This is a genomic window from Paenibacillus sp. EPM92, from assembly GCF_016586185.1.
GTDB lineage: Bacteria > Bacillota > Bacilli > Paenibacillales > NBRC-103111 > Paenibacillus_G > Paenibacillus_G validus.
The window spans coordinates 1-23,083 of the sequence record NZ_BCPS01000070.1 but is presented as its reverse complement, the minus strand read 5'-3'; the positions used below and the strand labels follow the sequence as shown (position 1 = coordinate 23,083).

General features: G+C 50.4%; 22 protein-coding genes. 9 read left to right on the top strand and 13 right to left on the bottom strand.

Annotated elements, in window-relative coordinates:
- Window positions 1–76: 76 nt before the first annotated feature.
- The 6 genes from JMF85_RS16425 to JMF85_RS16400 are packed head-to-tail and all read left to right on the top strand — an operon-like array spanning window position 77 to window position 6,391.
- Entirely contained in the window at window positions 77–1,183 is a 1,107-nt protein-coding gene (locus JMF85_RS16425) for an iron-containing alcohol dehydrogenase family protein (protein ID WP_127604224.1), read from the top strand.
- 39 nt (window positions 1,184–1,222) lie between these two features.
- Window positions 1,223–2,308 carry an ABC transporter substrate-binding protein gene (locus tag JMF85_RS16420; RefSeq protein WP_201318536.1) on the top strand — a complete coding sequence of 362 codons (1,086 nt, stop codon included), beginning with the start codon at window positions 1,223–1,225 and terminating at the stop codon, window positions 2,306–2,308.
- Window positions 2,309–2,337: 29 nt separating this feature from the next.
- Window positions 2,338–3,120: an ABC transporter permease subunit gene (locus JMF85_RS16415; RefSeq protein WP_397375993.1), complete on the top strand. Its 783-nt coding sequence runs from the start codon at window positions 2,338–2,340 to the stop codon at window positions 3,118–3,120.
- A gap of 24 nt (window positions 3,121–3,144) precedes the next feature.
- Window positions 3,145–3,921, top strand: a complete 777-nt coding sequence (locus JMF85_RS16410; protein WP_155614134.1) for an ATP-binding cassette domain-containing protein — start codon at window positions 3,145–3,147, stop codon at window positions 3,919–3,921.
- 24 nt (window positions 3,922–3,945) lie between these two features.
- Window positions 3,946–5,157, top strand: coding sequence for an aminotransferase-like domain-containing protein (locus tag JMF85_RS16405; protein ID WP_201318535.1), 1,212 nt, complete (start codon window positions 3,946–3,948; stop codon window positions 5,155–5,157).
- A 34-nt stretch (window positions 5,158–5,191) separates the two neighbouring features.
- A complete protein-coding gene (locus JMF85_RS16400) occupies window positions 5,192–6,391 on the top strand; it encodes an MFS transporter (protein ID WP_127604234.1) in 1,200 nt (399 codons plus the stop codon).
- Between the two features lie 139 nt (window positions 6,392–6,530).
- Here the strand turns inward: JMF85_RS16400 and JMF85_RS16395 are convergent, their stop codons facing one another.
- The 8 genes from JMF85_RS16395 to JMF85_RS28105 form a co-directional block, all read right to left on the bottom strand.
- Window positions 6,531–6,908 (bottom strand): VOC family protein, encoded by a 378-nt coding sequence (locus JMF85_RS16395; RefSeq protein WP_201318534.1) that lies wholly within the window; start codon window positions 6,906–6,908, stop codon window positions 6,531–6,533.
- Between the two features lie 135 nt (window positions 6,909–7,043).
- Window positions 7,044–7,547: a GntR family transcriptional regulator gene (locus tag JMF85_RS16390; RefSeq protein ID WP_196426838.1), complete on the bottom strand. Its 504-nt coding sequence runs from the start codon at window positions 7,545–7,547 to the stop codon at window positions 7,044–7,046.
- 222 nt (window positions 7,548–7,769) lie between these two features.
- Window positions 7,770–9,530, bottom strand: a complete 1,761-nt coding sequence (locus JMF85_RS16385; RefSeq protein ID WP_201318533.1) for a stalk domain-containing protein — start codon at window positions 9,528–9,530, stop codon at window positions 7,770–7,772.
- A gap of 24 nt (window positions 9,531–9,554) precedes the next feature.
- A complete protein-coding gene (locus tag JMF85_RS16380) occupies window positions 9,555–11,270 on the bottom strand; it encodes a stalk domain-containing protein (RefSeq protein ID WP_201318532.1) in 1,716 nt (571 codons plus the stop codon).
- A gap of 151 nt (window positions 11,271–11,421) precedes the next feature.
- Entirely contained in the window at window positions 11,422–11,784 is a 363-nt protein-coding gene (locus tag JMF85_RS16375) for a hypothetical protein (protein ID WP_054796689.1), read from the bottom strand.
- A gap of 13 nt (window positions 11,785–11,797) precedes the next feature.
- Window positions 11,798–13,732: a primary-amine oxidase gene (locus JMF85_RS16370; RefSeq protein WP_201318531.1), complete on the bottom strand. Its 1,935-nt coding sequence runs from the start codon at window positions 13,730–13,732 to the stop codon at window positions 11,798–11,800.
- 240 nt (window positions 13,733–13,972) lie between these two features.
- Window positions 13,973–14,482, bottom strand: coding sequence for an IclR family transcriptional regulator (locus JMF85_RS16365; protein WP_236595877.1), 510 nt, complete (start codon window positions 14,480–14,482; stop codon window positions 13,973–13,975).
- 71 nt (window positions 14,483–14,553) lie between these two features.
- On the bottom strand, window positions 14,554–14,676 hold the full coding sequence (locus tag JMF85_RS28105; protein WP_236595878.1) for a helix-turn-helix domain-containing protein: 123 nt from the start codon (window positions 14,674–14,676) through the stop codon (window positions 14,554–14,556).
- Window positions 14,677–15,224: 548 nt separating this feature from the next.
- Here JMF85_RS28105 and JMF85_RS16360 point away from each other — a divergent pair.
- Both JMF85_RS16360 and JMF85_RS16355 read left to right on the top strand, forming a co-directional pair.
- Window positions 15,225–16,523, top strand: coding sequence for an ammonium transporter (locus tag JMF85_RS16360; protein WP_412760927.1), 1,299 nt, complete (start codon window positions 15,225–15,227; stop codon window positions 16,521–16,523).
- Between the two features lie 43 nt (window positions 16,524–16,566).
- The gene (locus tag JMF85_RS16355) at window positions 16,567–16,911 is read left to right on the top strand and encodes a P-II family nitrogen regulator (protein WP_127604251.1); all 345 of its coding nucleotides are present in this window, start codon (window positions 16,567–16,569) and stop codon (window positions 16,909–16,911) included.
- Between the two features lie 85 nt (window positions 16,912–16,996).
- Here JMF85_RS16355 and JMF85_RS16350 read toward each other — a convergent pair whose 3' ends face one another.
- The 5 genes from JMF85_RS16350 to JMF85_RS16330 form a co-directional block, all read right to left on the bottom strand.
- Window positions 16,997–17,947 carry a PDR/VanB family oxidoreductase gene (locus JMF85_RS16350; protein ID WP_230875953.1) on the bottom strand — a complete coding sequence of 317 codons (951 nt, stop codon included), beginning with the start codon at window positions 17,945–17,947 and terminating at the stop codon, window positions 16,997–16,999.
- Between the two features lie 28 nt (window positions 17,948–17,975).
- Window positions 17,976–18,788 carry a hypothetical protein gene (locus tag JMF85_RS16345; RefSeq protein ID WP_127604255.1) on the bottom strand — a complete coding sequence of 271 codons (813 nt, stop codon included), beginning with the start codon at window positions 18,786–18,788 and terminating at the stop codon, window positions 17,976–17,978.
- An 18-nt stretch (window positions 18,789–18,806) separates the two neighbouring features.
- Window positions 18,807–19,793, bottom strand: coding sequence for a heme-dependent oxidative N-demethylase family protein (locus JMF85_RS16340; RefSeq protein ID WP_230875954.1), 987 nt, complete (start codon window positions 19,791–19,793; stop codon window positions 18,807–18,809).
- Window positions 19,794–19,992: 199 nt separating this feature from the next.
- Entirely contained in the window at window positions 19,993–20,343 is a 351-nt protein-coding gene (locus JMF85_RS16335; protein ID WP_196426840.1) for a cupin domain-containing protein, read from the bottom strand.
- Window positions 20,344–20,372: 29 nt separating this feature from the next.
- Window positions 20,373–21,593, bottom strand: coding sequence for an acyl-CoA dehydrogenase family protein (locus JMF85_RS16330; RefSeq protein ID WP_141333974.1), 1,221 nt, complete (start codon window positions 21,591–21,593; stop codon window positions 20,373–20,375).
- Between the two features lie 282 nt (window positions 21,594–21,875).
- Between JMF85_RS16330 and JMF85_RS16325 the strand changes: the two genes are divergently transcribed.
- Window positions 21,876–22,658 (top strand): hypothetical protein, encoded by a 783-nt coding sequence (locus tag JMF85_RS16325; protein ID WP_201318530.1) that lies wholly within the window; start codon window positions 21,876–21,878, stop codon window positions 22,656–22,658.
- Window positions 22,659–23,083 lie beyond the last annotated feature (425 nt).

Below are 23,083 nucleotides of genomic sequence, written 5' to 3'. Positions count from 1 at the left end.
CCATATATCCACACTTAAAACATGGGAATAATAGAATTTTTATCCAAAACAATCTCTATAAGGAGTGAAGGAAACAATGATTACCGTTAAGGCACCTGAGCAATATTGGAATGAACCTGACCTATTGTTCAAAAGCGGATCGTTGATCGCCCCTCTTGGGAAGACAGCGTTGATCATCGCCGGCAAAAAAGCACTGGACACCGTAAGGTCCATTTTCCTTGACAGTTTAGACCAATCAGGGATTGCCTACTCGATTCTCGAGTTCGGCGGGAAGGTCACGACTTCGGAAGTCGAAGCCTATACGGTTACCGCTTTGGAGAAAAAGGCTGACGTGGTCATCGGCATCGGCGGCGGAAAAGCCCTGGATCTATCCAAGGCGGTTGGCGGCAAGCTCAGCCTTCCTGTTGTCGCTGTACCGACAGTGGCGGCAACCTGCGCTTCCTGGGCAGCGGTCTCCGTGCTCTATGACGATCTGGGGCGTTCCTCCGGATACTTATTGAATCAACGCTCGCCCGCGCTAGTGCTTGCAGATACGCGTGTTCTGGCAGCAGCCCCCAAACGCTATCTGGCCTCAGGCATCGGCGACACGATAGTGAAATGGTATGAAACCGTCGTAAACAGCAATGACGATCCCGACGGATTAGATATCCGATTCGCGACTCAAACGGCCAAACTTGCGCTAGACAGGCTGCACACTCATTCTTTACAAGCTTATGAAACGGCCGGGACGGGAAAAGTGACTCCTGCCTTTACGGAAACGATCGATGCCGTCATCGTTCTCGCAGGATTGGCCGGAACCCTCCAAGGTTCAACCGCCCGCGCCGCCATCGCCCATTCCATCCACAACAGCCTGACCTTTATCCCGCAAACCAGCGGCTCCCTGCATGGGGAGAAGGTTGCATTCGGACTTCTAACCCAGGTCGTGCTTGAACAGAGAACAGAAGCGGAAATCAATCAGCTTGCCATTTGGCTCCATAAGCTGGGCCTCCCCCTTACATTAAAAGAGCTTGGAATCGTTCAAGACCCCGCAATTATTGCGATTGAGATAGCCAGGAGATTTCAGCTGCGGGAAAATGCGGATAAAGGTTTGTCTTTCGAGGTGAATGAGTCTCTTCTTATTCAAGCGCTTCAACAAGCGGATCAATGGGGCCGCCGCATCATTCAGGAAGCTTATGCGAAATGATAATACATAAATTACGTGGAAAAGGGTGCATATTCGATCATGACCGTGTTCAGAAAGCTCGCCAGTCAAACCGCTATTTCTTTATTCATCGTTGCTCTAGCCGCCGGGTGCGGCAGCAAGCCAGCCTCTTCCGGAGAATCAGCATCCCAGTCAGCATCTTCGGCACCTGCGGCAGCAGCCAGCACTGCTCCCGCTTCGCCTTCCGTCGACCTTAGCAAAGTCACCCTGCGCGTCGGTCAGACCGGCTGGAGCAATTTGGAGTTAGGCTTTAAAGAGGCCGGACTCAGCAATACTCCTTATAAAGTGCAGTACAGTGTATTTCAGGGCGGTAATCTGCAGCTTGAAGCGATGGCAGCGAACAATCTGGATCTCGGCTCCACCAGTGAAATCCCTCCCATATTCGCTTCTCAAGCGGCAAACGGGGGGAACTTCAAAATCATCGCTTCTTTCGAGTCTACTACTTTAAATCAAGAGCTCGTCATTCCAAAAGGCTCGCCGATCAAGAGCATAGCCGAGTTGAAGGGAAAAAAGGTAGCTTACGTAAACGCCACGACGGCTCACTATTTTTTAGTCAAAATGCTTCAGAATGCCGGTTTGTCCTGGACGGATATTGATGCCGTGCCATTATCGACATCAGACGGCTTAAGCGCGCTCATCAGCGGCAAAGTCGACGCATTGGCAAGCTACGGCAACGCCATTATTTCCGCTCATCAGAACGGAGCGACAGAACTGGCCAGCGCCAAGGATATCCTATCGGGAAATTTCTTGTATGAAGCTACACCCGAAGCGATTAACGATCCGGGTAAACACGCTGCTATCGTCGATTTTTTAACTCGGTTGGACAAGTTTTACGCTTGGACCCGCAGCAACCAGCAGAAGTGGGCCGAAATTACTGCAACCCATACGAAGCAGCCCGTCGAGCAGGCGCTTGACACGTTGAAGAAGGGCGAAGAGCAGCGTCCGTCAAAGCTCTCCGCAAACTTCGATAAGGCGATCGCTTCCCAGCAGGATGTCGCTGATACTCTGACCAGTGTAGGACTCTTAAAGAACAAAATAGAGGTCAGCGACATTTGGAGCACGGCTTTTGAAGAAGACCTGAAAAAAATAACGGCAGCAGCCAAATAAAGAGACCGATGAAAGGAGTGTACTTACAGTTGAAAGAGTCAAAAGCCAAGCAGCGCTTTCATCAAGTTGCCCCCTGGATCTTCCCTGTGCTGATCCTGTTGGCCTGGCATGTGCTTACCAGCGCGGAGCTTATTCCTTCGAATGTATTGCCGCAGCCGTTGAAGGTGTTGAGCGTCTTGATCAGCATGCTGCAATCCGGCGAGCTGTTCACCCATGTCGGAATTAGCGCCAAGCGGGCATTCAGCGGTTTGATTATAGGCGGCAGCCTTGGGTTTCTATTCGGATTAATGAACGGCTTCTGGCGCACAGCCGAAAGATTAGCTGACTCGTCTATCCAGATGATACGAACCATCCCCCACCTTTCCCTGATTCCGCTGGTCATCATCTGGTTTGGGATTGAGGAACCGGCCAAGCTGGTGCTCGTATCGTTGGGCGTATTTTTCCCGGTTTATTTGAATACGCTCCACGGCATCCGCTCGATTGATCCGGGGTTGATCGAGATGGGTCAAGTATACGGAATGAGAGGCTTCTCTCTCTATTTGCACATCATTTTGCCGGGAGCGCTCCCTTCGATTCTGGTAGGCCTCCGTTATGCCCTCGGCATCATGTGGCTCACGCTGATTGTAGCCGAAACGGTTGCAGCCAAATCCGGCTTAGGGTATATGGCTATGAACGCCAGGGAATTTTTCCAAATGGACGTCATCGTACTCAGCATCTTGATCTATGCGCTGTTAGGAAAACTGTCGGACATCGCGGCCAAGCTGCTGGAGAACTGGTGGCTGCAATGGAATCCGAATTATGCGGCACGGTAATCAAGTAAAGGGGGAGTAAGAACCATGCCTCAGAAAAAAAAGGGCTCTCGCGTTCAGATCCATCAAGTATCGAAGCAATTCAAGGAAAATCGGGTATTAACGGATGTGAATGTTACCATTGAGCCCGGAGAATTTATCGCCATCGTAGGTCGAAGCGGCTGCGGCAAAAGCACGCTGCTCCGATTGATCGCGGCCCTTGATCAACCTTCAAAGGGCTCCATCTACCTGGACAGTCAAGCTGTCGGCTCAACGCATGAGGATACGCGTGTCCTGTTTCAGGAGGCACGTCTTCTGCCCTGGAAAAGGGTGCTGGATAATGTGCGCATCGGCGCTACCAACAAGGATAAATCAAGTGCTGGAGAGGCACTGGGGCTTGTCGGATTGGCTGAACGCAGCCACGATTGGCCGAGAGTGCTCTCGGGAGGGCAAAAACAGCGTGTCGCTTTGGCTCGAGCGTTGGTGAGCCGCCCGCGACTCCTGCTGCTGGATGAACCATTAGGGGCATTGGATGCTTTAACAAGAATTGAAATGCAGCAATTAATCGAGCGTTTGTGGCTGGAACAAGGATTTACGGTCATTCTGGTCACCCATGACGTCAGTGAAGCCGTCGCCCTGGCGGATCGAGTGCTATTGATAGAGCAAGGAAAAATCGCTTTTGATACCCGGATTACTTTAGCGCGGCCAAGAGAACGGGATAACGGCTTCGTTCATTTTGAGAACCTGATTCTTAATCGAGTGTTGAATAAGGAACCAGCGGATGCGGACCCGGTTCTGTCCAGAAAGCTGTCTTATTCGATATAAATTCTGTATAGGCGGGTGAATACTATGTCTCAACAATTACAGTCATTTTCATTTTCTTTTGCCAAACGAATCCCCTCTACGCCGTCCATCGGCAGCACGACCATAACGAAGCCGGATCATATCCATTTGTCCTTCGGCTTCGCCGCGCCGCATTTATTCCCCATTGAACAGCTATCTGCCTCTGCTGCCGACGCAGTAACACAGCATGGGAGAAAAGCCCTGCAATATTCAGGCTCAGGCGGGCCCGGGAAAATACTCAAGTGGATTCAGAATCGTTCCCTTGTCCATGGGATCAAGGCGGAATCGAATCAAATACTGGTCACTTACGGCTCTACGCAGGGCATTGATCTGGCGACAAGAATTTTGCTCGATCCGGGAGATCATGTCTGGGTGGAATCTCCTTCTTTCTTCAGTGCGCTCCAAGCCTTTCGAACTGCGGAAGCTGTCATCACCTCTTTTCCCATCGATGAGGATGGCTTGCGTGTCGATCTGATCGAGTCCGCCCTGGTCGAAGCGAAGCGCAATCATACGCCTATCCCTAAATTCCTATACACCATGCCAACCTACCATAATCCCGGCGGCGTAACGTTATCCATCGAGCGCAGGAACCGTCTGGTACAGCTGGCTAAGGCGTATAACTTCTTCATTCTCGAAGACGATGCTTACTCTGAATTGAACTTTACCGGCAACAAATACCCCTCCCTCTATACGCTGCTTCCGGAAAGAGTGATCTATCTGAACACATTCTCCAAAATTATTGGTCCCGGCCTGCGTCTAGGATGGGTCATTGCGGATCAACGTGTTATTGATAAAATGAGGCTATTGAATCTGGGCGGCAGTATCGGTGTGTTTGCGCAAGAAATATTGGCGCAGCTGTTGGAGCACTTTGCTTTCCAGGAGCATGTGGACAGCCTTAGCCGGCATTACCGTAAACAAAGAGATGTCATGGCAGAGGCTATCAAGAGCAGCTTCGGAGATCATGTGACGTTTCATTTGCCCGAGGGAGGCTTCTATATCTGGCTTCGTTTCGGGAATGATGTGAATACGAGTGAGTTCTTACAGGATGCCGCGAATCGGGGCGTTAGCTTCGTAGATGGAAAAAGCTTCTTCCATAACCCGGAAGGCTACTCCTATTTGAGACTTTGCTTCAGCTATGTGAGTAAAGAACAAATCGTTCGAGGCGTAAACATATTGGCGGACGCTTATTTTGCCTACGCCAATAAATCCGCTTCTTAGGAGCGGCCTAGTCTTTCTCTAATGGGGTGACAGCATGGAGCTATACTGGAAACGCAATCTTTATATCTTATGGCTGGGCTTATTTTTCAACCACTTGGCGTATACCCTTTCGGTCCCATTTTTCCCCATTTTCTTGGAGAATGACCTCGGGATTCAGCGTGGGCTGGAAGCCTGGTCAGGCGTTTCCATCTCGATCAGCTTTCTGATCAGCGGCTTGTGCGCACCCTATTGGGGATCGCTCGCCGATAAATACGGCAAGAAGCTCATGCTTATTCGCTCAGGCATAGGCTTAGGTGCGGCGCATCTCGCCAACTATTTCGTGTATGATCCTTACATGTTTATACTTGTTCGAATTTTTCAAGGACTCATGGCAGGCTTTAGTCCTGCTTCCATCGCCTTGGTTGGAACGAATACACCGGAGAAGCATGTCGGTTATGCACTGGGCGTCATCTCGACAGCGACTGCTGCGGGGGGAATTCTCGGTCCACTCGCAGGCGGAATGCTGATTCATTGGGTGGGATTGCGCGAGTGCTTCATAGCATCCGGTCTAATAACGTTAGGTTCCGCCTTCATCATTTTATTGGGCGTTAAAGAGGTTCATGTACGACCTACAGGACCCCGTTCCAGTGTTCTGCAGGATCTGAAACAAGCTGCCGGCAACCCGAGATTGATGCGGATCTACGGGCTAATCTTATTAGTCTCGACTTCAGTTACCATTCTGGAGCCGCTGCTCACGATCTATGTGGTGCAAATCGGAAGCAGTGCAAGCAGCGCTGCGCTCACCTCGGGCATCGTTTTCTCTGCAGTAGGCGTTGCTACGGTCATTATGGGTCCCCAATGGGGGAGGATCGGCGGGCGAATCGGGTATGACAAAACACTCTTCATCGGGTTGTTAGGCGGAGGCATTGGCAATCTGCTGCAGCTCGGCTTTCATCACCTTGTCGGCTTCGGCATCCTCCGTTTCAGTTACGGACTGTTTTTTGCGGCCGTTTTTCCGGCTTTGAATGCACTCATCATTCAATATGCAAGCACAGAATTCCGCGGCCGGGCTGTCAGCTTGAGCCAAACGTCGCATCAGTTCGGCATAGTGGCCGGTCCGCTTCTTGGCGGTGTTCTCGGTGGATGGCTGGGCATTCAATTTGTCTTTCTAGTTACAGGCCTCACGCTGCTCGGAGCCGCATGGACCATAAAATCGATGGGCTCTAAGCATGCTGACCGGATGCTTACCGGGTAACATACGGCAGGCAGAGCACCTCGAACTGACACAGATTGGGATAACAAAAAGAGACCTTCAAAAAAACTCAATCCGAACCTTGCTTCAGATTAAGATTTTGAACGTCTCCGGCCCTCCGGTCGATTGTTATAGAGCGGCTCTAATTCTGCGCTAACTGAATGAGGTTACCGCAAGTATCCTCAAATATAGCCTCTACTCCCCAGTCCGTTTTTGTTGGCTCTTTTCTAAACTTTACCCCAAGCTCTATCAATCTTTCATATTCCTTGTGAATATCTTCAACACCAAAAACGATTACAGGTAAACCGGCCTCGTACAAGGTTTCCTGGTAGGTCTTGGCAAATGATTCGCCCCTTGGCTCAAGAAGTAACCCCGTACCGTCCGGCTCTTCAGGTGAAACAACGATGGCCAATCCGTATTCGGGAACGTAGGTTTTCTTGAGGAAGCCCAGAACTTCTGTGTAAAACTTAAACGCTTCGTGCGGGTTGTTAACAAATACGCTGGTTAGTGTAATTTTCATCATAATCCTCCTTTTATTTTGTTCTCTCCATAAAGCAATTCTCAATATTACCATTTTTAAGAATTATATTCATTTATTTTTTCGCCATTGCGAAAAGCCTGATGCTAGTAGCCGATTTCAACAGAGACGGTACCGTTATCTATGCGGCGAGTATTCCCTCTTGCCAAACTGCCCGTCATATATGTTGATATTGAAAGATACGGGTTCCCCATCCGCCATTCGGATACGCTCAATGATCGTTACGGGATCCTGCGGGCTAATTTCAAGAAAGTGTGCCCATTCCTCCTGACACGGCTCAATCCGTATCGATTCGTGGCGCTCCCCTTCCTTTAATGAGGAGGAATTAATCATTTCGGAAGTGGAGCTCAGATGGTCTATACTGCTGGGAATTACAGCCAATGGGCGGACAACGAATCGGCCGATTCCTCTGCGCACCCGCAGCTTGCCTTCACGTTCCAACTGCTTGACAGCGGCTCGAATCGTTTCGCGGCTGACCTTGAATTCGCTGGCCATGTCGGGCTCTGACGGCAGCTTGGTTCCTACTGCGAGCTCCCCCGTACGCATTTGCCGTTCCAGTTCTTCTTTAATTCTAAGGTAGTTATGCTTCATAAAGCCATCATACGTTTCTTTCTCCTTCATTTTCTTAAATCGTATCAAAAAAGTCATGTCACATTAAGTTTTTTGAGATGTCTAGACATCCAATCATACAGGCGCTTTGTTAACTCTGATTGATCCCAATCTTAATTCATTGTATAAAAGTGAATATTTTAATCTATTATTACACGATTCATGCCAATACAAAAGCCTCTACACGAGACCGGTCATAAAGAGCGATCACCGTGTAGAGGCGGGTACTTTGTTCTATTTACGATTGAGCGGATAAAAAATGACGTCGATCGGGAATGCCGATCCCGAGGCCGGAGAAAATTCCAGGTCCAGTGACGGCTCGGTCCCGTTCGTCCTGGCAATGATCGTATACCCCTGATAATCCATCATGACTCCCGACGGCGGGGTTTGCACGATTTTTTGATTCACCAGGAATGGCCCTTTAAACACGCCGCCGCGCGGGAGAATCAGCACGGACATTTTCGGCGGAGCCTTGATATGGATTTTGTATACCACACCGTAGTTGCCCAGATTGAGCGCAGGCTCTTTACTGAAGAAATCCGTTCCGGTCACAAATTGATCCGACGTGCCGTCGCCGATCGCGAAGCTGGAAGGACTCTTGATCGAGGAAGCATCGATGTTCCATTGAACTTCCGAACCGCTGAACGTCCCTCGTACATTCCCTTTGTAAGCCAATCTTGGGAATAAGCCGATCGTATCGAGCTCATCCTCCTGCTCCATCGCTACGAAGGAAAAGATCACCTCTCCATCCGTTTCCACATCATACAGCACATTTATCCCTTGTCCCGGGTAGAAATCAGGCATGGCTTTATAATAAGCCGTTTCGTTCGGCCTAAGCACCATCGTTTGCTCAGCCCTCTTCCCCTGCAGAAACTCAATCGTCGGTTCATTCCCCATCAGGTTGGCGTAGATCGAAGGGTACACTTCCCCTTGATTGGTCGTCTTGATCGTAACGCTGCGGGTCGGATCGCTATTTCGTACAAGGATGGCAAATTTCATTTTTCGATCCATACCGTTGACATGGGTTGCATACAGCCGGGCTTTCCCGTTTACTTTCTCCTGGTACAAAATGCCCTTCTCCGTAAACGTCTCCGGACTATCGCTCACAATCAGAGGACGGTCCGCAGGCTTCCGCTCTTGTTTGGGAATCTGCGGGATTCCGCGCAAATATTTGCGAAGCACCGCTTCTTCCTCTCGGACGTAGGTGCCAACAGGCTCGTAATAGACCTTGTGCTCAAACGCATCTAAGTAAGGCTCGTCCTTGACGAGAATACTGCGGGAATACGTGTCGCTGACATTGCCGAGGCTGTCTTTTACCGTGAGAGACACCTTGTACAGGCCCGGCGTGAAAATCGTACGCGCATTACCGATCCAATTGATGTCCGTGAGTTCCGTTCCCTTCGGATCGTAGCTGAGATTGCTGTATTGTATCGGTTCGCCGATCCGGTACGATTCCTTGTCCACGGTGAACTTGGCAACAGGCTTGATGTTCGGCGCCGCGTCGTTCGTAAACAGCGTCCGGTTCGCCTCCGGCTTTACATAGCGCAGCTCGACTCGTTTCAGCTCCTGATCGACCTTGGCTTGAAAAGAAATATAGGGCTGCAGCGAGGTCAATTCAAGGTACAGCCGATCTCCCTGAAGATCAGCATCGGTACCCCAATTGCGGCTTGCACCGTTGTCAAGGACCGTCCGGTCGGCAAGCGAGTACTCCAGAAACGCCTTCGGCGTCGTGATTTGCACCGCCTGCTTCCCTTCATCCCACTTGACAGGAATACCGAACCAGCCGGTTAGTTCCGCAGCGGGCAAGTAGTACCTTCCGTTCAGTTCAAGCGTTGCGACTTGGGTTTGTGTTTTCGACCCGTTGATATAGACTGCCGTATTGCCGGGATAGAGTAACAAGTGGCTATCCTCCGGGGCAGCCGCGGCCTGTCCGCTCACGACCCCTAAAGCGAAGACCGCCGAAAGTGACAGCAATAGTTGACGTAATGGTTGCATCAGCGTATGAAATCCTTTCTATGATTACTTATTTTCTTCTAAAGGATAGAAGATCCACTCGACCGGAGACGTGCTTCCAGGGGCGGCCAACCAATCGATATGTACTTCGGACTCCCAACCCTCCGCTCGGTAGACCACGAAGGCGCCATCCTGATCCGTCAAGCCTCCTTGGGGCAAAGCCAGCACTTGGCCATTGACTCTTACGATGCCGTTGACATAGCCTTCCTTCGCACGAAATGCAATGACGGCCTGATGCGGATGATACAAGTGCATGGCATACACCGTACCTCTATCGGAGGTTTGGGGAGTGTCCAGCGTCCATTTGGACAACACCGGCAAACTCTTCCTATCGATATCCGCGTCGAAGCGAATGTCGGCAGCAGCATCATAAACGGCCTCTACGACACTTGTTTCGGAATAGGAGCCATAGGGCTTCATCGTTTCGCTCTCCTTGGCTGCGACAAAGCCGATTACTGCCTGGCCGTCCGCCTCGATGTCCTGAATCGCTGCAAAGCCTTGCCCAGGCTCAAGCGTAACTTGCTTTAAAACTGCCGTCTCCCCCGGCTTCACCTCGATGCTTTCCTCCAAGGCCGGCTGGGTCATATAATTGACCGCCGCTTCTCTCGCATTCGCCTGATGCAAGAGGGTCGGCTGAAGCAGTCCTTCACGCGTGATATGTACCGTTCGAGTCTTGCTCTGATCCGGATTATGGATGACAGCTGCAAACTGCACCTTTTCCGCCATCCCATTGCTGTGATGCATAAATAGGCGAGCTTTGCCGTTCACGGATTGCTGCCCAATGAGCCCTGTATGTCGGATCACCCGGTTTTCCCCGCTGCTCATTCGCTTTCTCTCCGTGGACCTCTTCACAATAGCAGAAAGCTGAGGAGCGCTAGAAAGCGCGCGATTCCATTGTTCGGATTCGTCCTTGATTACGGTGCCGGCCGGTTGGGTATACCAAGGAAATTCCGATTTGCTTAAGTAGGGTTCATCCGTCACCTTCACGCTCTGAACCTCAGGCTCGCTCCAATTCCCGTTCCCATCACGCACCTGCAAGGAAACCGAGTAGGTCCCCGGTTCAAAGAAGGCCATCTTGTTGCCGGACCATCGATATTCCGGAAGCCCTTCGGCATCGGGGTCATAGCTCAAATCTATATAAGTGATCGGCTCACCGAGCCGGTACGACGGCTTGTCGGTAACAAAAATAGCGATGGGACGCGAATTCGGCTGGGTGTCCTCGGAGTAGCGAGACTCACGATAGGCGGTATCAAAGGGCTGTATGTAGGCTAAGTCCACTCGGCCAGGATTCGGTTGAAATGCATATTGCACCTGTAAGTAGGGCGCGATCCAGCTCAGCTTTACCAGCAGTGCCCCTTCATCCATAAAGGACGTCTCCTTCAAAGGCGTCGATGCTCCGTTGACACTGACCGTTTGGCGCACCAAATCCCACTCCAAATAGGCGCTTGGCGTGGTAAGTCCTGCCGTCTTTCGTTCCTCGTTCCACTTCATCTCCAGTCCAAGCTGCTGGGCAGCCCAACGAATCGGTATGTAGAAGCTTCCGTCCACAATTTGAGCCGCTGTCTCTAAAGATACGGCAGAGCCGTTGACTGTCGCGGATAATTGCTTGTCCTGCAACTGCAAATGCAGCTTGGTGCCGGATACTTGTGCTGACGCCGTATGCTCCTGGGCCGCCAAAAGCGCTGCGAGCAGGGTAAAAGAAAGTACGTGTTTCTTCTTCAAGAGCCAATGTCTCCTTCCATCGAATGAAAACTTTGTAAACCTTAATGTAGCACGATTCGGGTGAAAAATCATCCGAAAATAATAAACAGCCAAGTCCCGGGAATGTGCTCCCAAGTCTTGGCTGATTGCTCAGCGGTGGAAATTATTCCAGCTATAACGGCCATGAAACCGTCGTGATCGTATAGACGCCCATGACCAGGACTCCAAGCGAAATCACCGTGCATGCATCATGATGCCATCCGCGCTTTCTTTGTTTCAATGCCAACGCCAATTGCCGGAGGGCAAAGTACATGCCCGCTCCATTGGCAATAAGCAGCACTACGGTGAACATTTCCATATAGCCGGAAGCATCATGGTTCAAGCCATGATGGTGTTCGTGCATTTCCATGGCTCCCATCAGCAGCGGGGCGGATAACCAGTGAACGAGATGCAGCGCCAAGACGAGAAGCACCGAAAGCGTAGACACCATCGCATATTTCATTTCTGTCCCCATATGTCTTAATTTCTGCATCATCACGAATCACTCCTTAGCTTTGACAGCCGTTCGCTTTGACCGAGCTGCTGCAATAATTTTTCTTCGGGGACGGCGGCAGGTTGATTGCCGGACTGCGGTCAAAGAAGCTGACCGGCTTCAGCATAAAGCCGATATAAGCCGCCGGCATGACAGGCCAGTCCTCCGGACGAGGCACATGGGTGTGACCCATCGTATACCAGACCACAATGTCGGTATTGCTGACCGGGCGGTCCTGTGCGGTCCAAGCTTCCAGTCCTTCTCCGCCGATATTCTGGTTCGGATAATTGCCGGAGGCGTACATTTCTTTTTCGTTATACGGCGTGACCCATAGGTGCTGCTTGATGAACCCCGCACGTTTAAGCAAACTGGACTGCTCCGAGGCGAACGGGAAGCAGTTCTCGCCCGACACCAGCTTGTATCCGACCGATTGACCCAAGCTGTTCTTCACATTGTCATTGACGATTTTCCAATACCTTGCCGTTTCCAGCTTGAGCTTCCTTCTTGCCTGCAGTTCGGTTTCAAGAAGCGTGGATTTGGCGTAGAATGCATTCTCTCGCGGGTTGTCCCCGCCCAATTCCTCCGCGAGCACATTGACTTCGTATACGGAATTTTCGTTGCCGTCTATTTGCATATCCATTCTCACGTTAAAGAAATGCTGGTGATTCGGCGCATAGAGATCCGGCCCTACCATCGTGCCATATTTCGAAGTTTCGCCCGGATGTAAACCCGCCGTTGACAAAATGCCCGTCAGCTTCACTTCGAACTGGATATTGCCGTCTTGGTAAAAATACCAGAAGAACCCGTATTCATAATTGGCAACCGTCGAGATGGAAGAAACGACCAGACGGCGGGAACGTCTCACCTCGACATCGTTGGATCTCCAGTCCGTATGCTTCCACAAAATGCCGAAGTCCTCCTCATGCATGCAAATCGCATTTTTGATAGTGACCAGCTCGCCCTTGCTATTGGTCATCGGAGCATCGAAATATTTAATATACCCTACGCAATCGCAGCCTAGCTCCAGACTGTTCGCAAGCTGACCGATACCGTATTCACCGCTGTCAAATGCGTTTTTACGGTTTTGGATCGCGCCGGGATCACCATATGGCACGACCATCTCCGACAGAGCGCCACGGTACATAACGGGACGCTTACGTCCTTGATCCTCGTAGGAAACGTTATGGATCGTCAGACCTTCACGGGGATTGAAGCCGATGCGGAAACTCCAGTTCTGCCATTCGACCTCATGCCCGTTCACCGTAAAGCTCGGTCCTTCCGGCTGTGTAATTTCAACGGGCTTGATACCGGTGCGCAGCGGGCCTACACGGTCCGGCGTGTAATTGGATGCCTCGGCGGGGATTCTCGTATATTGGTATTCCTCGACACGCAATATTTCCATCTTGTTCAGATCTACAATGGGTACGAGCGGAAGCGGGCGGGCATAGCCGTTATCCTTCGCGTCGCTGCGAAGAAAGCACAGCGGACGCGCCAGACGAACGGTCGAGTCCTCTTCGGTGCCGAAGTTGCCCGCCGACCAGAGATCGACCATAACCAAACCGGGATCTTCAATGCCTAGACGCTTCAACGCTTCATGGAATTCGGGGCTCTCCTGTACAATTTTTTCGCACTCGATATGTTCATCCAGCATAATCATCGGCTGAACGCCCGGAATCAGTTCCCAAGAAGTCACCTTCCCCTCGTTAAGGGAAACAACCGCTTCATAACAAGCGCCCGCTCGATTGTTCAAGAGGATAATAAAGGCTTCACGCGGAATGGACTGGGTGCCATCAAAGCTTTGTACCTTTTCCTTCTTCGGCTCTTTGAGCTCGATCGAGACGAAACGGTCATAGGCTCCCAATTGCTTCTGCACTTTCACGATGGAGACTGCCGCCTGAATTTCTTCCTTGCTAAGCGGCTCCAGAGGATGTTTAACGATAGTTTCAGCCATGTAAGCTCTCCCTCTCTCTTTAAAATGTCAACTTTGAACACCAATGCTCATACAGTGTGTTAAGTTATGTAACGATCATATAACATAAAGATAACCATGTTTAGCTGCTTTTCCCGAATAATGGAATACCTCAAATGAATTTTCGCATTTTCTCACGATTTGGGAAAAGCAGGCGCGCACAAAAAAACAAGACAAAATCTTCCGTCAGGGTGATCCATCCTGTTTGATGAATGAGGTTGATTAACTCCATCTGTATTTGTTTCTGTAGCCCAGCTCTTTAGATATCAAATCGGCATATTTTTTCACTTGATACGCATAGGTCTCGATTTTCTCGGGCGTAAACCGCAGCGAAGGACCCGCTACATTCAGCGAACCGATTACGGTGTTCTCAAACGAGAAGATGGGGGCGCCAATTCCGGTCGTCCCCTCGGTTGCCTCGCCAGAGGTCATGGCATAACCGCGAGCGCGAATAACCTCCAAATCTTTCATGATATAGTCTGCGGATAACCGGATTAATGAAGGAGTTTTATCCCAATCTACATTCATCAGCAGCGTATCCTGTACTTTTTTGGACAGATAAGCAAGGATGACGCGGTTGGACGCCCCAACGAACAGAGGCAGCCTTAGCCCGATCGGCTCGGATATTTTGAGCATCTGCGGGGAATCGATAGAATCGATATAAACCCCTTCCGTATTTTCTCGGGTCGCGAGATAAACCGATTCTTTCGTTTTTTGCGAAAGCTCCTCCATAAAGGGCCTCGCCAAAGATCTGAGCATTAAGCTGTCCCACATGAGAAAGCCGTATTTCATCACACATAAACCTAACTTGTACTTTTTCGTTTTTTGTTCTGGGCAACAAATCCATGTCTGGACAACGAATTGAGAATTCTATGGACACTTTGCACCGGCATACCGAGCTCCCTGCTGATTTCCGTGACACTCATTTCCTTTTCGCTGCCTTGCGGAACAAGGACATCCAAAATTTGAATAGCTTTTGAAATGACTCCGCACATAGATCTCACCCCAAGTCATAATGTGATGTTTCCTCACACAATCAGCAACGCACCTCCTAGACCGTAAATCCGGTATTTCTGGATAATTATTGTATTTATATGGTACTTATAAGGCTAGCAAAGAGCAAGAACACACTTTTAAGTGCCCTGGTGTCAAAAGGAAACCATGCTGCCGCAGCTTATTCAATGTAACATTAATGTTATATTTATGGGTTATTTTTATTTTTTAGACATCATACCACATTCTGGGATGAATAACTATTAAACCGCAAAATCACATGTCATTATAACGTTATTATTAATGACATGACATTAAGGAGGGAGTGAGTACTATGCAAGGGGCCAAAATTGAATCATTATCCAGGAGGGGTTATACGATGCCACAGATGTTTAAATCCATATTTATGCGAATCAGTATGCTGTGTATGCTGTGCTTTAGCTTTCCCATGACGGCTTTCGCCCAATCGGAGCCGCCCAAGATAGATACCGGAGATACGGCTTGGCTTCTCGTCGCGACGACTGTTGTTCTGTTCATGTTCCTCCCCGGACTAGCTCTTTTCTACAGTGGTCTGCTTAGCCGCAAGAACGTTCTTTCCACCATCATGCAGAGCACGGGCAGCCTGATTGTCGTCAGCATCGTATGGGTATTGTGGGGTCACACGCTGACGTTCGGCACCGACCAATTCGGAATCATCGGCGGACTTGACTTTCTGTTCTTCGAGGGGGTGGGCATGGATCCGTTCAGCACGCTCACATTCCCCCATCTTATATTCGCTATATTCCAGGCTTTATTTGCGGCCATTACGGTCGCGCTCATCTCCGGGGCGGTTGCCGAGAGAATCAAATTTTCCGTATGGATCGTCTTCTCCATCTTCTGGGTTACCTTCATTTATACGCCCTTCGCGCATTGGGTTTGGGGAGGCGGATGGTTATTCAAATTAGGCGGACTTGATTTTGCAGGAGGCACCGTCGTACATATCCTTTCAGGCGTGAGCGCCATAACAGCGGCCATCGTGCTCGGTCCAAGAAAATTGTTTCCCGGCAAAACGCTCCCTCCCCATAATATTGTCTTCTTCTTCATAGGCGCCATGTGCCTCTGGTTCGGATGGATGGGCTTCAACGGCGGAAGCGCGCTTGCCGCCGGAGGCTTGGCTACTCTCGCCTTCGCCAACACTCATATGGCCGCATGTGCCGGAGGTGCCGGTTGGGCGCTTATCGAGTGGATCTTCCATAAGAAACCTACGCTAGTCGGAACGGTTACCGGGATCATAGCCGGCCTTGTTGCCATCACCCCGGCAGCCGGATTCGTATCCGTATTATCCGCTATGGCGATTGGCGGCAGCGCCAGCTTCGTATGCTATTGGGCCGTCAACACACTCAAGGCCAAATTCAAATACGATGACGCACTCGACGTATTCGGCATTCACGGCGTCGGCGGCATATGGGGTGCGCTCCTCACCGGAGTGTTCGCCAGCAAGGAAGTGAACCCGGCGGGGAACAACGGCCTGCTGTACGGCAATCCCAGCCAGCTTGTCATTCAAGCCATCGATATCCTCATAGCCATTGGTTGGGCGGCGGCCGGAACCCTCGTCATCCTGAAGACGATTCAACTATTCACAACGCTTCGCGTCCCTGCCGAAGAGGAAGAGGCGGGTCTCGATATAAGCCACCATGGCGAGCACGCTTACAATGAGCTTGAATCCGGAAGAAGCGAAATGGCGGCGCCATCGTTTGCCTCATTCGAAATCGAGAAAAGTCCGATCACCCAAACCAATTAAACAGCAAGGTCCGCGCATACCATGTTGAAGGGAGCTAAATCCGATGAAGCTGCTGACCATTATTGTAAGGCCGGAGAAAATCAGCAATATTACGGCTGCCTTGTATACGATCGGCGTAACCGGCATGACCATCAGCGATGTCCGGGGCCACGGCATCCAGAAGGGTGTGAAAACCATTTACCGGGGCGTCGAGTACCAAACAGACTTTGTCACGAAATGTAAAATTGAAACGGTTGTTAACGACGCGATTTATGAGAAAGCCATTGAAGTCATCATCGATGCGTCAAGAACGGGTCAAGTCGGCGACGGAAAAATCTTCGTCACGGAAGTGCTCGACGTCATCCGTATCCGTACCGGCCAGCACGGCCAGGAAGCATTGGACCAATAGCAAAGAGAGGAGCCGCCCGGGATGATGATCCCTGACGGCTCTTTTTTATGCTGATCGTCGTTCCCGTAACACGTATCTTAAGCATCTACAGATTAATAATCAACGGGCTCTTGGCGCGGGAGATGCATGGGATCATCACCTTGCGCGTCTTTTTTTCCTGCTCCGAAAGAAAGAAATCGCGATGATCCACTTCCCCGTCCTCCACCTCAATCTCACAGCTTCCGCAGCCGCCGATTTTGCAGGAGTAGGCGGCGGCGATCCCTTGCTCCAGCATCACCTCAAGCAAGCTCTTGCTTTCCGGCACCTGTAACGTGACGTTGCTTTTCGCAAGAACGGCTTGAAACGGATAGCTCGGGCCCACATTAGGCGGACTAAACAGCTCATAGTGGATATTGGATGCCGGGTAACCATAATGAATCGCCGCTTGTCTGAACTGCGAAATCATCTCCTCCGGTCCGCAGAAATACACATGCGTTCCGATCGGCTGCTTCCACATGACGGCGACGGGCAGACGCTGCTGTTTGCCGGAGAAGTAAAATTTGGCCCGTTCTCCGTACCTCTTGCGGATTTCTTCATAGAAAGGGCAATACGCCTCGGAAGCGGCCGCATCATGCAGCTCAAAGGACTTGCCGGACGCCGCAAGCTCCGACATCATGGCCATGAAAGGCGTGATGCCGATTCCGGCGGCTATGAATACATGATGCTTCGCTTCAAAGCTTACAGGCAGGTGATTCTTAGGATAACTGATTTCGATTTCATCGCCGGTTCGAATTTGGTCATGCCAGTGCGCGGAGCCGCCACGCGAGGTTTCACTGCGCCGAATCGCTATCGTATAATAATCATCCCGCTGAGGGTTGCCAACCAGGGAATAGTGGCGTTCCATGGTTTCGGCATTCACGGTAAAATACGTCGTAATATGCGCACCGCCTGAGAAACGCGGAAGCCTCCCGCGAGCGCCGACCAGCTTAAAGCTTTTGACCACAGGCGTCTCCTGGACGATTTCAGCTACGGTTACCTTTAGCCTCGGGTTCTGCAAGCCTACCCGCCTCCTTTTACGATCACTCTTATTCCTTACACAGAACATAACCCAGATAAGCCTCTAACCGCTCTGAATAATGATTGGAAATCGAAAGAGAGGCCCCGCAATGCAAGCAAGAGGTCTCCGATTCGACAGGCTTTCTCTGTAGCTTATAGCAACGTACGCAAAACACGCTTTCTTCTTTGTCGCCGTTATCATATCCTTCGATATCTTCCTTCGCAAACCCTAATTCCCTCGCCAGCTTGACCAAATTATTGTACAAGGGCCAGCGGCAAATCACGACGAGCTGGGTGTCAATCGTCCGCTCAGCCAGCAATAAGGATAAGGACGGTCTCTTCCACTCCCGAATGATGCGGACCGGAATGTCCAGACTTTTGGCGTACCTCTTAAGCGTCTTGGGTGAATCCTTTGCATAGCTCTGAACATAGTATACTTCCGTTTGAATGCCCTGTTTGGCCAACAGCAGTAATAGGGGGATGGAGCCAAGAATACCCTTCTCATCGACAAACAAAATATACTTATGTTTATGCAAATTCACGAAAATCTTCCGCGCCGGCGGATCTAAACGAATCACTCCCGAATGTGATTCGCGCAGCAGCTCGGTCGTCTGTTGATCCGGGCAATCGTTCAGATCCACATACAGCCTTACCTGAACGCCTGTCCCGGTGCTTAAACGGACAAATGAAGCCTCTTGATCGATCCGCACATTATGGAGCCGCAGACCCCGAACCACACCCACCGGAGCCTCCAGTTCCCCATGAGTCAATTCAGCGGTGAAATAAACATACGGCGAGGACCTAATCGTTCCCGGCTGCAAGATATGATAACCCGTTTCCACCTTGAAAACCTCCCGATCTTATCCCTCAGCCCCTGCGAATGTCCGCAAGTATTCAAGCATCAACGGTTTATAGGATATAAATCCCTTGTATTCGGCAATAGGGTCCGGAAGATCCTCCAAGACCTTATAAAACCTTTGTGCCCAGTCCGGGTTCTGCACTAACATCTCAAGCGGAAGCAGATGGGTATGAATGCTGAATAAAATGCCATTGCTGCCTGGAATACGGAATAATCGCTGATCCTCCGTCCGAAGATGAACCTCACGGCCTACATTTTCCGCATTCAAGTCAAATTTACCGCGCCCCCACTCTCCAAACGCCTCCGGAGAAGTATCCAGCCGGGTTCCGACGTTAATCGTCCAGTTTAACCGCGTCCACGGCTTGCCGGCCTCCATTCTCAGAAGAAATCCGCGCACCTTTTCCGCAAGGCCGCTGTCCGAATAGATGGGAACCGGCGAATGAAATTGCAGATAGGTCATCCCCAGATCGAAAGCGAGAGACCAATTCGCAGGAAAGCACAATTGCCCGGCATCCATATATAAATCGCCGTCCCGCTGCTGCAAATAAATCAAATCTTCCTGCATGTGACGCCCAATGAAATCGAGCGGCTCACACGGAAGCGTGGAGACGTCGCCGAAGGTGAACGCCTGCTCTTCATTTAACAAATGATTGCGAAATGTCCATCGATCGCCTTGTTTATCCAAACTGAAATAATCGGCATAGACACCGGAAAGCTCATGCATCAGCATATCTAGAATTTCCCACTGGGCATTCAGCGTATGAGCAAACGACTGGAAGGTCCGTTCGGGATAACGCTCCAGAAGCCGCCTCTTCTCGAGCACTTCCTCCACATACTCAAGCGTAATGTCCGTGCAAATCGGGGGCACTAATGCCCAGGAATTGTTCGAGTACCGATAGGAGTCCCCTTGAAACGGAAAAGGAAACCTTTCCAATAGCTGCCAGTTGTTCATCTGTCTGCTTTCGGATATATCCATCATTTGATCCATGCCTTATTCCTCCAATGTTAGTGATGACAAATAACAGGCGCCGTACACCCAAGAATGCCTAGGCGTTCTTTGAATGGCCGGGGCCTGTTGATCATGTCCCCCCCTGATCATCGCGCACGACGATCTATCCGCGGCATAAGATTGGGCAGAGTCCGTCAGATAGATCGTCTTCATCCGCATCAAATCTTCTTTTGTGTGATTACGCCTCCCCAACCTTGCGCAGCCCTACGAAAAATCCGATTCCATAGTCGGGTGAGTCGAAGGTAATCTCGCTGCCTTTTTCAAAATAAAACACATCGCCCGGAATGCCCTTCACTGTCCTTTCCGTTTCATCCGTAATCCAAATCTCGCCTTCAACAATAATTTTCATTTCATCGTACGTATAGGTATAGGAAAGCGGCTTGGACTTTTCCATCCGGAAAAATCCGCTCGTAATTGTTTTTTCAGGGTTAGCGGACGTTAGGGTATCCACAAGAAATGCTTTCGTATCCGGTACTCCCATTGAAGGCTTCTCGCTTTTGATCGCTTCTTTCACAACTTTCATTGCCATGGTCAATTCCTCCTAGTAGATGGTTTGTACTATTCCAGCCACGGTACGCCGATTAATGTTCTCCCGATCCATTCACGCAAAACTTCATTCGTAGGCCCCATTATAGCGCCCGCTCTTCCGTCTCTCATAAACCTTTCTACATTCCCGCGCAAGTAACCGCGACCTCCGGAAATTTGCAAAGCCTTGTTCGTAACGTCAATGACGATATCCGCTGCATGCGTCTTCAGTTCCCATAGCGGGTACAGGCAGGAATCCAGCGTTTCTCCCTTTAGCGCCGCCTGATCCAGCTTGTCAGCGACCCGGTACAACATGCTTCTTGCACTGTCTACGAGAATTTGCGCTTTAGCCATCTCATGTCGAATCACTTGGTAACCGGCCACCGATTTACCGGTATCCGCATGAACTTTTCTTTTCGCTTGTTCGACCGCAGCGCTGATGGCTCCCTGCGCAATCCCTATCCAGCAGGCGCTTGATCCTAGCAGGAAGAACGGATCGATGACTATGTCGTTCCAGTAACCGGCACCGCCCTCTTCTCCCAGACGATTAGAAGCCGGAACGAACACATCCTTGAATTTCATCGGACCGCTATTATTCCCCCTTAAGCCGAGTGCATCGAACGGGAAGGCCTCCACACCGTCCTGACCTTTCTCCACAATCAGAAACATCAGCTTGTCGGCCTTGGCGCTTTCCGGCGAATTTGTCTCCACAATGTACCAATCCGCTTCGCCCGCACTTGTCACAAAGGATTTGTCCGCGTTCAGCATATATCCTTCGCCACTACGGGGCGCTTTACTTACCACATTCCAAAAGTGACTTCCGGTGGCCGGTTCGCTAAATGCCAGACCTCCGACGGCTCCCCGTACAACCTTCGGAATGAAGCGAAGCCGTTGTTCGTGCGATCCAGCCATAAACAGCGTCTGAACGGCGGCCGTATGCATCACCCAAACCATCGTAGTTGAACCGCAGTACTGGGCGAAAGTTTCGGCCAATACCGCAAATCCGCTGCAACCGGCCCCAAGTCCGCCATATTCTTCCGGTACGGTAACGGCGCCAAACCCTGCATCGGCAATGGCTTGCAGGCTGACTCTGGGATAGACCCCTTCCCGATCGGAGATGTCGGCATTGGGCCGAAGAACTTGTTCGCCGATCAGCTTGGCTTCGGCATGCATTTGCTCAAACCCGGGCAAACAGTTCCACCATGCAGGAATTTTCATCAGCAGACTATCATCGATTGCTTTATCGACCGCCACACCATCCACTCCCTCATCAAAGTTATTTTTTGTCATCTTACATGACATGATTATTTCATGAATTTGAGTTTGTAGATATCTCCCTTTCCCAACTATTGATAATATCGTAACTTTTTTCGCAGATTCACCTTTCAATGTTACTATCCATTACATATACATAACTCATTTCCCGAACCATTGATTTTTTCCATGTTTCTCATTTATTCGTAAAACGGCCTACCGCAAGTCAAACCATCCGGATAAAATAACTGCAAGATGGGATAAAAAAGGAGCGATCGCCGCATGCATACTACCGATATGATCAGTTCTGCCGATTTTGATTTCGTCATTGACGGTCAGCCTGCAACCCTTGAGGACATCTTCCCCGGGATGAAGCCCCATGATCGTGTAGGCATCGTGGTTCGCGAGTCCGGAGGAGGTATTGGCGCCAGCGCTTTGATCATGGCGGCGATGGCCAATGTCTATGACTTTTATCGGCCTAAGCTTGGCAATACCCCCGGTAAGTTAAGGATTTATCCGGAGTTCTACGTGTTTCATGTCGGTCAGAGGCATATGGATCATTATTGGATGGATATATGGCCGCCGCACAAGGAAGTCGAGGTTATCGACGATCCCGAGCAAATTCTGGAAGCGATTAACGATCGCGCAATAACCCGTCTGCTCGTTCCGGACACCCCGCCCGTAACAGCCGTTACCCTGTATGAGGCCATTCGTGAGGATCAAATAAATCCGTCGGCGGCAACGTTTCTTCAAGAAACGGTGAGCAGCGCCGAACAGCGCATCCTATCCGCTGTAGCGTATTCTTCGACCGGCCGAACCCGCCGGGCCGATGTCCTCATACGAAGCTGTTTGGCTGCCGAACAGGTTGTCATCGCCTCGATCAACAGTTCTGAAAGCTTGACCACCGAGCAGCGCGAGCAGCTGTGCGCGAAACGTGATGCGTTAATGGAGGGCGGACGTGCAGCCGAGACTTATCGCCGTATTCCCTTCGACGAGGCCATCCGTATGCTAACAACTTCCACTTTGGCAAGCGGGGTTACCCGTCGTTATATAGCCCTCATGTAGCCGGTGATCCTGAATTGATGTCTCTTGTAAAACCTCTTTTCGATAACCTTCACGAGGCCGTATGGATAACACATAAAATCATAGGTACATGTATACGAAGTAACCCCAATGACTTTGTGCAATTCGAGATAGATTAGGGTAGCATGAATAAAACCGGCTGCGATTGAACCGGTATTATCCCCTTCAAGTAGACAGTAAGAAGAATCATTTCTTACCGTTATACTTAAGGGGATTTTTCATGGGCGAAATGTGTTGTGGGCATTGCAAAGGGGCCGAAAGAAAACCCATCCGACAAATATGTAATCATCGAGTTATTTATTGTTTGGTGGATTGTTAAGATTTAATTCTGGATCATAAATATTATTCGTTTTCAAAAATATTTTTAAATCACAATGGATATTTACTGCGATTGCGTTATTCTCGGG

What these genes read in the sequence shown, in the direction of transcription:
- JMF85_RS16410 (WP_155614134.1), top strand. Translation starts at nt 3,145, where the DNA reads ATGCCTCAGAAAAAAAAGGGCTCTCGCGTTCAGATCCATCAAGTATCG.
- JMF85_RS16390 (WP_196426838.1), bottom strand. Translation starts at nt 7,547, where the DNA reads ATGAAGGAGAAAGAAACGTATGATGGCTTTATGAAGCATAACTACCTT.
- JMF85_RS16355 (WP_127604251.1), top strand. Translation starts at nt 16,567, where the DNA reads ATGAAGCTGCTGACCATTATTGTAAGGCCGGAGAAAATCAGCAATATT.
- JMF85_RS16395 (WP_201318534.1), bottom strand. Translation starts at nt 6,908, where the DNA reads ATGAAAATTACACTAACCAGCGTATTTGTTAACAACCCGCACGAAGCG.
- JMF85_RS16325 (WP_201318530.1), top strand. Translation starts at nt 21,876, where the DNA reads ATGCATACTACCGATATGATCAGTTCTGCCGATTTTGATTTCGTCATT.
- JMF85_RS16420 (WP_201318536.1), top strand. Translation starts at nt 1,223, where the DNA reads ATGACCGTGTTCAGAAAGCTCGCCAGTCAAACCGCTATTTCTTTATTC.
- JMF85_RS28105 (WP_236595878.1), bottom strand. Translation starts at nt 14,676, where the DNA reads ATGAGTGTCACGGAAATCAGCAGGGAGCTCGGTATGCCGGTGCAAAGT.
- JMF85_RS16425 (WP_127604224.1), top strand. Translation starts at nt 77, where the DNA reads ATGATTACCGTTAAGGCACCTGAGCAATATTGGAATGAACCTGACCTA.
- JMF85_RS16385 (WP_201318533.1), bottom strand. Translation starts at nt 9,530, where the DNA reads ATGCAACCATTACGTCAACTATTGCTGTCACTTTCGGCGGTCTTCGCT.
- JMF85_RS16370 (WP_201318531.1), bottom strand. Translation starts at nt 13,732, where the DNA reads ATGGCTGAAACTATCGTTAAACATCCTCTGGAGCCGCTTAGCAAGGAA.
- JMF85_RS16405 (WP_201318535.1), top strand. Translation starts at nt 3,946, where the DNA reads ATGTCTCAACAATTACAGTCATTTTCATTTTCTTTTGCCAAACGAATC.
- JMF85_RS16365 (WP_236595877.1), bottom strand. Translation starts at nt 14,482, where the DNA reads ATGGAGGAGCTTTCGCAAAAAACGAAAGAATCGGTTTATCTCGCGACC.
- JMF85_RS16400 (WP_127604234.1), top strand. Translation starts at nt 5,192, where the DNA reads ATGGAGCTATACTGGAAACGCAATCTTTATATCTTATGGCTGGGCTTA.
- JMF85_RS16375 (WP_054796689.1), bottom strand. Translation starts at nt 11,784, where the DNA reads ATGATGCAGAAATTAAGACATATGGGGACAGAAATGAAATATGCGATG.
- JMF85_RS16335 (WP_196426840.1), bottom strand. Translation starts at nt 20,343, where the DNA reads ATGGCAATGAAAGTTGTGAAAGAAGCGATCAAAAGCGAGAAGCCTTCA.
- JMF85_RS16340 (WP_230875954.1), bottom strand. Translation starts at nt 19,793, where the DNA reads ATGGATCAAATGATGGATATATCCGAAAGCAGACAGATGAACAACTGG.